The organism is Streptomyces sp. NRRL F-2580, assembly GCF_000720115.1.
Taxonomy (GTDB): Bacteria; Actinomycetota; Actinomycetes; order Streptomycetales; family Streptomycetaceae; genus Streptomyces.
Genome location: NZ_JOIR01000008.1, coordinates 47,587 through 61,061 on the forward strand (window position 1 = coordinate 47,587; position 13,475 = coordinate 61,061).

Annotated in this window: 11 protein-coding genes and 1 riboswitch; of the genes, 3 read left to right on the plus strand and 8 right to left on the minus strand. The window is 72.7% G+C overall.

What is annotated here, in order from left to right; translation table 11 throughout:
* Positions 1 to 118 precede the first annotated feature (118 nt).
* Both IF88_RS0110340 and IF88_RS0110345 read left to right on the plus strand, forming a co-directional pair.
* A complete protein-coding gene (locus IF88_RS0110340; protein ID WP_030709545.1) occupies positions 119 to 904 on the plus strand; it encodes a VOC family protein in 786 nt (261 codons plus the stop codon).
* Positions 905 to 1,119: 215 nt separating this feature from the next.
* Positions 1,120 to 2,319 (plus strand): serine hydrolase domain-containing protein, encoded by a 1,200-nt coding sequence (locus tag IF88_RS0110345; RefSeq protein ID WP_063754776.1) that lies wholly within the window; start codon positions 1,120 to 1,122, stop codon positions 2,317 to 2,319.
* Between the two features lie 35 nt (positions 2,320 to 2,354).
* Here the strand turns inward: IF88_RS0110345 and IF88_RS0110350 are convergent, their stop codons facing one another.
* The 4 genes from IF88_RS0110350 to IF88_RS0110365 form a co-directional block, all read right to left on the minus strand.
* The gene (locus tag IF88_RS0110350) at positions 2,355 to 3,005 is read right to left on the minus strand and encodes a thymidine kinase (protein WP_030709549.1); all 651 of its coding nucleotides are present in this window, start codon (positions 3,003 to 3,005) and stop codon (positions 2,355 to 2,357) included.
* Between the two features lie 63 nt (positions 3,006 to 3,068).
* Complete coding sequence (locus tag IF88_RS0110355) at positions 3,069 to 4,271, minus strand: alkaline phosphatase family protein (protein ID WP_030709551.1); 1,203 nt, start codon at positions 4,269 to 4,271, stop codon at positions 3,069 to 3,071.
* A complete protein-coding gene (locus IF88_RS0110360) occupies positions 4,271 to 4,873 on the minus strand; it encodes a DUF5998 family protein (protein ID WP_030709553.1) in 603 nt (200 codons plus the stop codon). Before IF88_RS0110360 ends, IF88_RS0110355 begins: the two co-directional genes overlap by 1 nt.
* A gap of 50 nt (positions 4,874 to 4,923) precedes the next feature.
* Positions 4,924 to 7,719 (minus strand): bifunctional GNAT family N-acetyltransferase/acetate--CoA ligase family protein, encoded by a 2,796-nt coding sequence (locus IF88_RS0110365; RefSeq protein WP_030709555.1) that lies wholly within the window; start codon positions 7,717 to 7,719, stop codon positions 4,924 to 4,926.
* Between the two features lie 184 nt (positions 7,720 to 7,903).
* Here IF88_RS0110365 and IF88_RS0110370 point away from each other — a divergent pair, with 184 nt between their 5' ends.
* Positions 7,904 to 8,185, plus strand: a complete 282-nt coding sequence (locus IF88_RS0110370; RefSeq protein ID WP_007267025.1) for an HPr family phosphocarrier protein — start codon at positions 7,904 to 7,906, stop codon at positions 8,183 to 8,185.
* 254 nt (positions 8,186 to 8,439) lie between these two features.
* Here the strand turns inward: IF88_RS0110370 and IF88_RS0110375 are convergent, their stop codons facing one another.
* From IF88_RS0110375 to IF88_RS0110390, 4 genes are all read right to left on the minus strand, one after another.
* Positions 8,440 to 9,117 (minus strand): GntR family transcriptional regulator, encoded by a 678-nt coding sequence (locus IF88_RS0110375; RefSeq protein WP_030709561.1) that lies wholly within the window; start codon positions 9,115 to 9,117, stop codon positions 8,440 to 8,442.
* A 182-nt stretch (positions 9,118 to 9,299) separates the two neighbouring features.
* A complete protein-coding gene (locus IF88_RS0110380; protein ID WP_030709563.1) occupies positions 9,300 to 10,100 on the minus strand; it encodes a M23 family metallopeptidase in 801 nt (266 codons plus the stop codon).
* Between the two features lie 12 nt (positions 10,101 to 10,112).
* Positions 10,113 to 10,272, minus strand: a riboswitch (cyclic di-AMP (ydaO/yuaA leader).
* A gap of 217 nt (positions 10,273 to 10,489) precedes the next feature.
* Positions 10,490 to 11,857, minus strand: coding sequence for a M16 family metallopeptidase (locus IF88_RS0110385; RefSeq protein WP_030709565.1), 1,368 nt, complete (start codon positions 11,855 to 11,857; stop codon positions 10,490 to 10,492).
* A 20-nt stretch (positions 11,858 to 11,877) separates the two neighbouring features.
* Entirely contained in the window at positions 11,878 to 13,227 is a 1,350-nt protein-coding gene (locus IF88_RS0110390; protein WP_030709571.1) for a M16 family metallopeptidase, read from the minus strand.
* Between the last annotated feature and the right edge of the window lie 248 nt (positions 13,228 to 13,475).

The following is a 13,475-nucleotide window of genomic DNA, read 5'->3' on the forward strand; positions in this document are numbered from 1 at the left end:
CACCGATCCGGTCAACTCCGTGCCAAGCCCCCGCGATGCGGCGCGGTCGGGGCGCGCCGGGTCCTCCGGAGTGGAAGCATCAGCACCGGTAAGCGGCACGACGGAGGAGACGGCTGACATGACCGAGGCAGCGGAAGCAACCCGGCGCACGCCCGGTACCCCGTGCTGGGTGAGCCTCATGGTGCACGGACTCGGGACCACCGAGGACTTCTACGCCGACCTGTTCGGGTGGGAGTACGTTCCGGGACCCGAGCAGCTCGGCCCGTACGTACGCGCCGTGCTGAACGGCCGGGAGGTGGCCGGGATCGGCGAGATGCCGCCGGACCGGCATCTTCCGGTGGCCTGGACGACGTACCTCGCCACGGACGACGCCGACGCGACCGCCGAGTCGGTGCGTTCGTGCGGCGGCACGGTCGCGGTGGGCCCGCTGGACGCGGGCATCGCGGGGCGGGTGGCGATCTGCTCCGACCCGCTCGGCGCGATCTTCGGGCTGTGGCAGGCGCAGAGCCGCATGGGCACCCGGCTGCCCGGCGGACCGGGCACCCCCGTCTGGAACGAGCTGGTCACCCAGGACACCTCGACGGTCGGGAAGTTCTATGAGCACGTCTTCGGCCACGAGGCGCTGACGCACAGCACGGCCTCCGACGACTTCGACTACCTGACCCTCAACCTGGAGGGCCGGCCGGTGGCCGCGGTGCACGGCGTGGGCCGCTCGCTGCCGCACGACCGCGGCCCGCACTGGATGGCGTACTTCGAGGTGGCGGACACCGACGCGGCCACGGCCAGGGTCGTCGACCTCGGCGGCCGCGTCATCGACCCGCCCCGCGAGGGCCTGCGCGGCCGCCAGGCCACGGTCGCGGACCCGGAGGGCGCGGTCTTCACCGTCGTCCGGCCACTGGCCTAGGACGAAGGAAACGGCCGACGGCCGACGGCCTGGCAGGACCGGGGTACTGGTCGGGGGCGCGGGGGCGTACCGCGGTCCTCCTGCCCGCGGGCGACGCCGCGGACCGGGGCCGCTTCCTAGGGTCGAGGCACGTGGAGGGACGCGCGGTGCGCCTGTGGTGCGCGGTGGCGTGCGTTCCTCCGCGCCCCGCCCTCTCCGACACAAGGAGCACCTCCATGGCCGACCGTTCCCCTCGCCGAGCCCCGTCCGTGCGTCGCGCCCCGTCCTCCTCCGGGCGGCGGCTGGCCTTCGCCGCGGTGGCCGCGGCGGCTGCCGCCCTGACCTTGACCGGCACCCTGCCCTCGGCCGCGGCGGAGCCTCGCGGTCCGCGTGACGCCGTACGCGACGGGCTGGAGCAGCTGGTGACCGACGACGGGTTTCCCGCGGCACTGGCCGCCACCGTCGGCCGGGACGGGCGCGTCCGCAACTACACCGCGGGGGTGGCGGACTTGAGGACCGGGGCGAAGGTTCCGGTCGACGGGCAGGTGCGGGCGGGCAGCAACACCAAGACCTTCACCGCCGCGGTCGTCCTGCAACTGGTCGGCGAGGGCACGGTGGTGCTCGACGCCCCCGTCGAGACGTACCTGCCCAACCTGCTGCGGGGCGAGGGAATCGACGGCCGCTCCATCACCGTGCGCCAGCTGCTGCAGCACACCAGCGGACTGCCCAACTACACCGACCACATACTGGAGTCCGTGCTCGGCAAGGGACGCCACACCTATCGCCAGCCGCGCGAGCTGCTCGACATCGCGCTGGCGCACGAGGCGCGGTTCGCCCCCGGAACGAGCTGGGAGTACAGCAACACCAACTACGTCGTGGCCGGTCTGCTCATCGAGAAGGTCACCGGCCGCCCTCTGGCCGAGCAGCTCACCCGGCGGGTCATCGACCGCGCCGGACTGCGCCACACGTACTTCCCCGGCGTGGGCGAGGAGGGCATCCGCGAGGCTCACCCGCGGGGCTACCACGCGGCGGAGCCCGGAGCGCCCCTGGAGGACATCACGGAGCTCGACCCGTCCTGGGGCTGGTCCGCCGGACAGCTGATCTCCACCCCCGGCGACCTGAACCGCTTCTTCTCCGCCCTGATCGGCGGCCGGCTCCTGGCTCCCGCCCAGCTCGCGGAAATGCGCACCACCGTGAAGGTCGAGGGCCCGGGGTGGCGGCCCGGCACCCGGTACGGGCTCGGTGTGTCCAGCACCCCGCTGAGCTGCGGCGGCCTGATGTGGGGCCACGGCGGCGACACCCCCGGCTACCACTCGGTCCCGGGCGCCACGGACGATGGCCGCGCGGCCACCGTCGTCGTCACGGCCAACTTGGCACCCGCCGAGTCCCTCGCCCACGCGGACGCCCTCCTCGACACGGCCCTCTGCCGGAAGTGACCGCGGTCGCCGGGGGCCGCCCGTGGCGGCCTGCGTCAGGCGTGGTTGACCGGGAGGACGTCCGGGGAGAGGGCGCCCGCGTGGGCCGCGGCCGAGGTCATGCGGCGGCGGTGGTGACGGCGGCAGAGGACCTCGTAGCCGATCTCCCCCGCCGGCCGGTTCACGTCGCCGACGACGACCTGGGCGCCCTCGACGACCATCTCACCGTCTATCGTGCGGGCGTTGTGGGTCGCGCGGGCGCCGCACCAGCACAGGGCCTCGACCTGGAGCTGCTCGATCCGGTCCGCCAGCTCGATCAGACGCTGCGAACCCGGGAAGAGCTTCGTGCGGAAGTCCGTCGTGATGCCGAAGGCGAAGACGTCCATGTCCAGGTCGTCCACGATCCTGGCCAGCTGGTCGATCTGCTCCGGAGCGAGGAACTGGGCCTCGTCCACGATCACGTAGTCCGCCCTGCCGCCCTTGGAGAGCTGGGCCACCAGGTACGCGTACAGGTCCATGCCCTCCGGCGCCTCGATCGCCTCCGTCACCAGGCCGAGGCGGGAGGACAGCTTGCCCTCCCCCGCCCGGTCGTCCCGCGTGAAGATCACGCCCTGGAGCCCGCGCGCGTCGCGGTTGTGCGCGATCTGGAGCGCCAGCGTGCTCTTTCCGCAGTCCATCGTTCCGGAGAAGAACACCAGCTCGGGCATGGGAAGTACGGGACCTTTCGGGTCGGAGGTGGGAGGGGAGGAAGGGACGGGTGGCGCGGAGGGTCAGGAGCGGATCTCCAGTAGCGGGACCAGCTGCTCCGCCGCGGTCATGGAGCCGTGCATGCCGACGAGCGCGGACTCGTTCGGCTCGTTGCGCGAAGCCGTGATCGCGACATCGGCCTGGGCGGCCGCGACCACGTCGCCGATGCGGCCCAGCACGCGCTCGTCGCACTCCCCCGGCGCGCCGAACCAGCCGAGTTCCAGAGCCTCTTCGCGGCTCGCGACCCAGAACCGGTCGCCGAGCACCTCGCGCCACACGGTCAGTACGTCGTTCTGCGCGCCCGGCACCGCGTACACGTGCCGAGCCCGGCCCTCGCCGCCCAGCAGCGCCACGCCGGCGCCGAGCTCCCAGTCCTCGTCGTAGTCGATCCGCGCGTCCTCGTCGAAGGGGACGTCGACCATGCCGTGGTCCGCGGTCACGTACAGCGCGGTGCGCGGCGGCAGCTGCTCGGCGAGCCTCTGCACGAGCCGGTCGACCAGCATCAGCTGGCCGCGCCAGGCGTCGGAGTCCACGCCGTGGCGGTGGCCGGCCCCGTCGAGCTCGCTGTAGTACGTGTACACGAGCGAGCGGTCACCGGCCGCGAGGCGGTCGGCCGCCAGGTCCATCCGCTCCTCGCCGGTCATCCGGCCGAGGAAGGTTCCGCCGCTCAGCGCGACCTTGGTCAGCGGGGTGGTCTGGAAGGTGGGCGAAGACACCTGGGCGGTCGCCACACCGGCCTTGTCGGCCAGCTGGAAGACCGTCGGGTACGGCTGCCAGGGCTTGGGCGAGGTCCACGGGTGCCAGCGGAGCTGGTTCATCAGCTCGCCGGTGGCAGGGTTGCGCACGGCGTAGCCGGGCAGACCGTGCCGGGCGGGCGGCAGGCCGGTGCCGACGGAGGCCAGCGAGGTGGCGGTGGTCGCCGGGAAGCCCGCGGTGATCGGGCGGCCGGTGCCGCCGCGCGAGCTGCCGAGGAGGGAGGTGAGGTACGGGGCCTCGTCCGGGTGGGCCTTGATCTGCTCCCAGCCCATCCCGTCGACCAGGAACACGCAGTTCCGGTCGGCCGGGGTCAGCTCGGCGATGGCGGCGGTGAAACCGGGGACGCCCTGCCCGGCCGCGAGCGTGGGCAGCAGGTCGGCGAGGGACCCGGTGCCGTACTCCGGGACGGGGGCACCGGCCAGGTCCAGCAGCTCCGGCTCGGGCCACTCCTGCGCCGCGGAGTACGCCATCAGCGGGCGGGGGTGGAGGCGGACGTCGCCGCTGTGGCTTCGGAGAGTGCCTGTGCGAAGACCAGGGTCTGGCGCACCGCCTCGGGGCCGTCGCCGGCCTCGCTGACCCGCAGGCTGAGGTCGTCGGCGGTGGAGTTGCCGGTGTAGCCGTGGTCGGAGTCGCAGTTCGGGTCGCCGCAGGCGGCCGGCTCCAGGTCGATCCGCGAGACCGCGCCCCAGCCGATGGTCAGGACGACCTCGCGGGGCAGCGTGCCCGGGGTGTAGGACTCGGGGTTGGCGACGACGCGGCTCAGCACCACGGAGGAGATGCTGGACAGCTTGACCGACTCGGTGGAGGTGGTCGCGTACGGGGACGGGGACCCGGCGTCGGCGGCCTGCTCGTCGGTGTGGCTGACGATGAAGCGGTTGCCGGTGAGGACCAGCACGGTGACGTGGCGGCGCACCTCGTTGGAGTCGAAGGTCGTCTCCTGGTGGACCAGGTACGACGAGATCGGCTCGCCGCCCACCGCGGCCTCCACGGCCTCGGCCACGAGGGCCGGGTAGTAGCCGCTGCGCTCGATCGCCGTGCGCAGCCCCTGGGTCGTCGTACCGGATTTCGCCATGAGGTCCATCCTAAGGCCCGTACGGGGCCCCCAGGCCGCGTCGTACTCGCTCAGTAACTGGGGAGGGTGCGCGGGCCGAGATCGCCGCGGGCGGGCGGGTGCGCGACGCGGACGCTGGCGCTGAGCACCGAGAGGCCCTCGGCCGCGACCACGACGGGCTCCAGGGAGACCCCGATCACCTCGGGGTGGTCGTCCACCAGGCGCGACAGCCGCAGGAGCAGTTCCTCCAGGGCGGGGGTGTCCACGGGGTCGCTGCCGCGCCAGCCGAAGAGGAGGGGTGCGGCCCGGATGGAACGGATCAGTCCGGCGGCGTCCCGGTCGGTGGCCGGAACCAGCCGGTGGGCGGTGTCGCCCAGCAGCTCGGAGGCGACGCCGGCGAGCCCGAAGGAGAGGACTGCGCCCGCGGCCGGGTCGATCACGGAGCGGACGACGGTGTCCACCCCGCGCGGGACCATGGCCTGGACCACCGGCTGGAGCTCGGCCGGCTTGCCGAGCAGGTCGGTGAGCTCCTCGTACGAGCGCCGCAGCCCGGCCTCGTTCGCGAGGTCGAGCCGTACGCCGCCCAGGTCGGCGCGGTGGCGCAGGTGCGGGGCGGTGGTCTTGAGGGCCACCGGGTAGCCCAGGATCCCGGCGGCCCGGACCGCCGCGTCGGCGCTGGGCGCGGGCAGGGCGGAGCGGACGGTGATCCCGTACCGGGCGAGCAGCTCGCGGGCGTCCCATTCCGCCAGCGTCAGCACGGCTCCGTCGTCGACGTCGGCCAGCAGCCCGGCCAGCTGCGCGGCCGCCCCCGCCTCGTCCACGTCCTCGAACTCGGGGACGTGCCCGCCTTCGGCGAGGCCGCGGCGCCACTGCCCGTACCGGACGGCTTCGGCGAGGGCCCGTACGGCCCGCTCGGCGGCGGGATAGCTGGGGATCCGGTCCTCGGACGCCGGGCCGGTCGCGATAAACCCCGCCGGCTTGTGAGGCGCGGGATCCGGAGCGGAGTCCCGGTCCCCGGAAGGGGCGGGGTGGGGCAGGCCCCGCGTCGCGGACAGGGCTTCGACGAGCGCGGCGAGCTCCACGTGCACCACCGCCACGGGCTTGCCCGGAACCTCGGCCACGGCCTCCCGCAGCGCGTCGGCGAGGTCGTCGGCCAGTGCGTGCTCGCTCACCCAGGGAATGGCCGTGACCACGACCGCGTCGCAGTCGTCGGAGGCGAGGGCGGCGGCCAGGGCGGCCCGGAAGTCGGCCGGCGCGGCCGCCGTCGTCAGGTCCAGCGGCGGCAGCGGCCGCAGGCCCTGGGCCAGGCAGGCGTCGTAGGTGAGGACCCCGAGGGACTCGGAGTTTCCGAGGATGGCGATTCGCGGCCCGGCGGGCAGCGGCTGCGCGGCCAGCAGGAGGCCGACGTCCACCAGCTCCGTGACCGTGTCGACCCGGATGACGCCGGCCTGCCGCAGCAGGGCGGAGACGGTCGCCTCGGGCAGCCTGGTGTCGGGGACGACGTGTCCGGCCGGGGTGTGGCGGCCGCCCTTGGCGACGACCACCGGCTTGACCGCGGCCGTCCGGCGGGCGAGGCGGGTGAACTTCCGCGGGTTGCCCAGGGTTTCGAGGTACAGCAGCGCGACGTCGGTGGCCTCGTCGTCGTACCAGTACTGGAGGATGTCGTTGCCGGAGACGTCGGCCCGGTTCCCCGCGGAGACGAAGGAGGACAGGCCCTCGCCGCGCCGCAGCAGCGCGGAGAGCAGGGCGATGCCGATCGCGCCGGACTGCGTGAACAGGCCGATCCGGCCCCGCATCGGCATGGGCGCGGGCGTCAGCGAGGCGTTGAGCTCCACCTCCGGCGCCGTGTTGATCACCCCGTAGGCGTTCGGTCCGATCAGCCGCATCCCGTACGAGCGCACCTGCCGCACCAGTTCGCGCTGGCGGGCGAGTCCCTCCGGACCGCTCTCCCCGTATCCGGCGGACAGGACGACGAGGCCCTGCACCCCGTGCTCGCCGCAGGCGGCCACGACGCCGGGAACCCGCTCGGCGGGTACGGCGATCACGGCGAGGTCGACGGGGGCGTCGATGGCCCCGATGCTGCGGTAGGCCCGTACGCCGTCGAGCAGATCGCGCGTCACGGCCTCGTTGACGGCGTAGAGGTGGCCGTGGAAGCCGCTGTCGCGCAGGTTGCGGAGCGCGGCCGCGCCCACGCCGGCGCCGGAGCGGCTGACCCCGATGACGGCGACCGAGCCGGGTGCCAGCAACCGCTGCACCGAGCGGGCCTCGGCGCGCTGTTCGCGGGCGCGCTGCACGGCGAGGGACTCGGCGGTGGGTTCGAGGTCGAGGGTGAGGTGGACCGAGCCGTCCTCGAAGCTGCGCTTCTGCTGGTAGCCGACGTCCGTGAACACCTTGATCATCTTGGTGTTCGCGGGCAGCACCTCGGCGGCGAACCGGCGGATGCCGCGCTCCCTGGCCACCGCTCCGATGTGTTCGAGGAGGGCGGAGGCGACCCCGCGGCCCTGGTGGGCGTCCTGGACGAGGAAGGCGACCTCCGCCTCGTCGGCGGGCGCCGAGGCGGGCCGGCCGTCGGGGCCGATGCGGTCGTAGCGGACGGTGCCGATGAACTCCCCGCCGATGGTCGCGGCGAGGCCGACCCGGTCCACGTAGTCGTGGTGTGTGAAGCGGCGCACGTCGCGGTCGGAGAGCCGGGGGTAGGGCGCGAAGAAGCGGTAGTACTTCGACTCGTCGGAGACCTGCTCGTAGAAGCTGACGAGCCGGCCCGCGTCCTCGGTGGTGATGGGCCTGATCCGGGCGGTGCCGCCGTCACGGAGAACGACATCGGCTTCCCAGTGGGCCGGGTACGAGGCGTCCGACTCGATGGTCATGGGGCCACCTTAAGGCCGGGAGGGGCCGCCCAGCCCCCGCGCGGCGCATAAGGCAACCCGGGACGAATGAGTGCAAGCTGGGGAAGGTCGAACGGCGGCAGATCCGGGCCGAAGGTCGGTCGGAGCATTGAGGGCGTCGTGAGAGACTGGTCTAGACAACCGTAAGAACCTGAAGGGCATCACCATGGCAGAGCGCCGCGTCAACGTCGGCTGGGCCGAGGGCCTGCACGCTCGTCCCGCCTCGATCTTCGTCCGTGCGACGACCGCTTCCGGCGTCCCGGTGACCATCGCGAAGGCCGGCGGCGACCCCGTCAACGCCGCCTCCATGCTGGCGGTTCTGGGCCTGGGCGCCCAGGGCGGCGAGGAGATCGTCCTCGCCTCCGACGCCGAGGGTGCGGACGCCGCGCTGGACCGCCTCGCGAAGCTGGTCGCCGAGGGTCTCGAGGAGCTCCCCGAGACCGTCTGACCCTTCGGGTTCGATCCCGCGCGCACCGCGCGCACGACGAAGCCGCGGCCCCCGATCCTCCGGGGGCCGCGGCTTCGTCGTTCGCGCGGGAACCGGAGCCCCGCGGGCGGGAAAACAGCCCTGCCCGAATCCCGGCGCATCGAATTCAGCTCCACCGGAATTCACCGCGCAGCGGCAGGGCGAATTCACGCCATAAATCCGCCCCACCCCTGCACGGCGAATTCGCGCGACGCCACCTTTGTATACGTCTCCTGTTAATGCCGGCCGCTCGACATGTTTACGGCAGGTTGCGAAGTGCTCACCGTCGGACGGAGCCGCAGCCGGTGCGCCCCGGCCGCGCGGTCGGCGTGGACCGCGGTCAGCGCCCGCGCCCGCTCCGCGTCCCCGCGTGCCACCGCGTCCACGATCGCCCCGTGCTCCGCCCAGGACTCCACCGGCCGCGCCGGCGCCTCCACCACGTACATCCACGCCACCTTGTGCCGCATCTGCGTGAGCAGCGCGATCAGCCCGGGGCTGCCGGAGGCCTGGGCGAGCGTCTCGTGGAACCAGCCGCCCAGGGACCGCAGATCCTCCCCCTGACCCCGCCTGGCCCGCTCCTGCCCCAGCCTGACCAGCCCGCGCAACACCTTGAGGTGCGCCTCGGTGCGCCGCCGGGCGGCCCGGGCGGCCGCCAGGGGCTCCAGGAGCATCCGCACCTCCAGGAGGTCCGCGGCCTCCTGCTCGGTCGGCTCGGCCACACAGGCCCCCGCGTGGCGCCGGGTGGTCACGAAGCCCTCGGACTCCAGGGTCCGCAGCGCCTCGCGGACCGGGACGCGCGAGACTCCGTACCGGCGGGCCAGCACCTCCTCGGTCAGCCGGGCGCCCGGCTCGAACACCCCGGAGACGATGTCGTCGCGGATTGCTGTGCATACCGCGTGCGCAGGAATACGCAAGACCGAACCTCCGTCTATTTCCGACTGCCAGCCTCATTGCACGCACAAGCGCGTGCTGCGACTCTATTGCAACACACGATAATTTCCGAGAGCGGCCGAAAATGCGAAACATTTGCACAGAGACGCAACACGAAGGCCCCGGCTCGGGGAGCCGGGGCCTTCGGAAAAGGTGCGGGACGGGGTCAGAGGCTGACGCCGTGCGAACGCAGGTACGCGATCGGGTCGATGTCCGAGCCGTACTGCGAGCCCGTGCGGGCCTCGAAGTGCAGGTGCGGGCCGCTGGAGTTGCCGGTGGAGCCCGACAGGCCGATCTGCTGGCCCGGGGTGACCTGCTCGCCGACGGAGACGTTCAGCGAGGTCATGTGCCCGTACTGGGTGTAGGTGCCGTCGTTGTGCTTGATGACGACGTTGTTGCCGTACGCGCCGCCCCAGCCGGCCTCGACGACGGTGCCGAAGCCCACCGCGTGGACCGAGGTGCCGGAGGCCGCGTGGAAGTCGATGCCGGTGTGGCTGCCGGAGGACCACATGCCGCCGCCCGCGTGGTACTGCGTGCTGACGTACGAGCCGTCGACCGGGGCGACGAAGGTGTTGAGGCGCTTGCGCTCCTCCTCGCGGGCCGCACGCTCGGCGGCGTCGCGCTCGGCCTTCGCCTTGGCCTCGGCGAGGCGCTTGGCCTCGGCGGCCTTCTGCTTGGCGTCCGCCTCCGCCTGCGCCTTGGCGGCGGCGTGCTCGGCGGCGCGCTGCTGGGAATCGGCCTGGTCGGCGATGTCACCCGCGAGGTCCTCGGCGACGACCACGGCGCCCAGCCCGTTCTCCGGGGCGGAGCTGCTGTGGTTGTCCGCGGCGAAGGCCGGGGCGGCGAGGGAGCCGACGACACCCGTGGTGGCGATCGCGGCGATACCGGCGTAACCGGCGGTCTTCTTGCTCAGACGGCTGGAGCCACGGTGCTTACCGGTACCAGCGGGACGACTGCCAAACGCCATGAAGGGTTTGATCCTTTCCTTCCTTCTCGCCTACCGGGTTAGCTGACGGGTTCGGAGCAGGAAGGTCTCCTACGGGCCTCCTCTTGCGAGGGGGTCCGATTCACCCCAGGGACTCATGTGGGTCCCCGGCTCCCCAGGCTCGCGCCTGACGGGGACTCGGCGATCGCTGTCCGGTGCCGCGGTTGCGGCGGGCACAACTGACGGACAGCACGGCCGACGCTAGGCGGATCATCAGTCAATCGCCAAACAGACGCGCCTTTTTGTTGCGTACGCCACACCCCATACGAGCAACCTAGCCGCCAAACGGACAAAAGGGGCTCCGGCGGATAAGCCCGCCAGAGCCCCTGCGCGATCCGTCGGTCGACCGTCAGCCGGCCGTCACCGACAGGTCAGTTGGTGACGACCGAGACGTCCCCGATCCCGAGGGCGCGCACCGGCTCCTCGATCACTGCGGCGTCGCCCACCAGGACCGTGACCAGGCGGTCCGCCGGGAAGGCCTTCACGACCGCCGAAGTCGCCTCCACGGTGCCCGTTTCGGCCAGCCGGGCGTACAACTGCGCCTGGTAGTCGTCCGGCAGCTCCTGCTCGACCTGGTCGGCGAGGGTGCCGGCGACCGAGGCCGCCGTCTCGAACTTCAGCGGGGCCACGCCCACCAAGTTCTGTACCGCCACATCGCGTTCGGCGTCGGTCAGACCGCCCTCCGCGAGGGTGCGCAGCACCTTCCAGAGGTCCTCCAGCGCAGGACCGGTGTTCGGGGTGTCCACCGAGCCGCTGATGGCCAGCATCGAGGCGCCCTTGCCGTCCGCGGTGGAGCGCAGCACCTGGCCGAAGGCGCGCACGCCGTAGGTGTACCCCTTCTCCTCGCGCAGCACCTTGTCCAGGCGGGAGGTGAGGGTGCCGCCCAGGCAGTAGGTGCCCAGCACCTGGGCCGCCCAGACCTGGTCGTGGCGGTCCGGGCCGATCCGGCCGATCAGCAGCTGCGTCTGGACCGCGCCGGGCCGGTCCACGATGACCACGCGGCCGGTGTCGTCGGCGGTCACCGGCGGCACCGGAAGGGCCGCGGCGGTGTTGCCCGTCCACGCGCCCAGGGTGTCCGCCAGCACGGCGTCCAGGTCGATGCCGGTCAGGTCGCCGACGACCACCGCGGTGGCGGTGGCGGGGCGTACGTGGGCCTCGTAGAAGGCGCGTACGGCGGCGGAGTCGATCCGGGCGACGGTCTCCTCGGTGCCCTGGCGCGGCCGGGACATCCGCAGGGAGGCCGGGAACAGCTCCTTGGAGAGCTCCTTGGCGGCACGGCGCTGGGGGTTGGCCAGCTCGTGCGGGATCTCGTCGAGCCGGTTGCGGACCAGGCGGTCCACCTCGGCGTCGGCGAAGGCGGGGGCGCGCAGCGCCTCGGCGAGCAGGCCCAGCGCCTTGGCCAGCCGGGAGGCCGGGACCTCCAGGGAGACCCGGATGCCCGGGTGGTCGGCGTGCGCGTCGAGGGTGGCGCCGCAGCGCTCCAGCTCGGCCGCGAACTCCTCGGCGGAGTGCTTGTCGGTGCCCTCGGAGAGCGCCCGCGCCATGATGGTCGCCACGCCGTCCAGGCCCTCGGGCTCGGCGTCGAGCGGGGCGGCGAGATTGACCTCGACCGCGATCACCTGCTGGCCCGGCCGGTGGCAGCGCAGCAGGGTCAGCCCGTTGGACAGCTCCCCGCGGTCGGGGGCCGGGAAGGCCCACGGCTGCGGCTCGCCGGCCTGCGGGCGCGGGTGGAAGGTCATCGTGACGGCTGCGGTGTCGCTCACTGCTCCGCCCCCTCGTTCTCGTCGGACTCGTCGTTCTCGTCGTCGTCTGCCGCGATCGGCTCGTAGACGAGCACCGCGCGGTTGTCCGGGCGCAGTCGGGCCGCGGCCACGGCCTGCACCTCCTCGGCGGTGATGTCGAGGACGCGCTGGACGGCGGTCAGCGCCAGCTGCGGGTCGCCGAAGAGCACCGCGAAGCGGCACAGTTCGTCGGCGCGGCCGGCCACCGTGCTCAGCCGGTCCAGCCACTCGCGCTCCAGCTGCGCCTGGGCCCGCTCCATCTCCTCGGCCGTCGGGCCCTCGGCGGCGAACCGCGCGAGCTCCTCGTCCACGGCCGCCTCGATGGCGGGGATCTCCACGCCGCTGGAGGTCTTGACGTCCAGCCAGCCCAGCGAGGGCGCGCCGGCCAGGCGCAGCATGCCGAAGCCGGCCGCGACGGCCGTCTGGTCACGGCGTACCAGCCGGTTGTGCAGCAGGGAGGACTCCCCGCCGCCGAGGATCGTCAGCGCCACGTCGGCGGCGTCGCACTCGCGGGTGCCGTCGTGCGGCAGCCGGTAGGCGGCCATGAGCGCCCGCGCCGGCACCTCCTCGACGATCTCCTCGCGCAGCTGCTCCCCGATGATGTCGGGCAGCGAGCCGTCGCGGGGCGGCTGCTTGCCGTCGTGCGCGGGGATGGTGCCGAAGTACTTCTCGACCCAGGCGAGCGTCTGCTCGGGGTCGATGTCACCGACGACCGAGAGCACCGCGTTGTTGGGCGCGTAGTACGTACGGAAGAAGGTGCGCGCGTCCTCCAGGGAGGCGGCGTCCAGGTCGGCCATGGAGCCGATGGGGGTGTGGTGGTACGGGTGGCCCTCGGGGTACGCCAGGGCCGTCAGCTTCTCGAAGGCCGTGCCGTACGGGACGTTGTCGTACCGCTGGCGGCGCTCGTTCTTGACGACGTCACGCTGGTTCTCCATGGACTCGTCGTCCAGGGCGGCCAGCAGGGACCCCATCCGGTCCGCCTCCAGCCAGAGCGCGAGCTCCAGCTGGTGGGTCGGCATCGTCTCGAAGTAGTTGGTGCGCTCGAAGCTGGTGGTGCCGTTGAGGGAGCCGCCGGCTCCCTGGACCAGCTCGAAGTGGCCGTTGCCCGGGACGCTCGCCGAACCCTGGAACATCAGGTGCTCGAAGAGGTGAGCAAGGCCGGTACGCCCCTTGACTTCGTGGCGCGAACCGACGTCGTACCAGAGGCAGACCGCGGCGACCGGGGTCAGGTGGTCCTCCGAGAGCACCACGCGCAGGCCGTTGGCCAGCCGGTGCTCGGTCGCTGTCAGGCCGCCGGAGCCGGCCTGGGCTGTGGCCGTGTGACCCATGGGCATGTGGTCCCTTCGATCGCGATGCAGAGATTTCTGTCAGACCTGCCACTGTATGCAAGCGCGTCGGCCGCCGGATAAGTTCCCGGGTCACTCCCCCGGGGTCGGAGTCGGCGTTGTCGGTGCCTCGGGCCACAATGGTCCGCGTCGTACCCCGTCCGGACACCCGCCCACCCCGGCAAGACCGGCCAGACCCCAGCAGTCCCGCCAGACACCCCAGCACAACCCATTCTTGGTTAAGGAGCCGC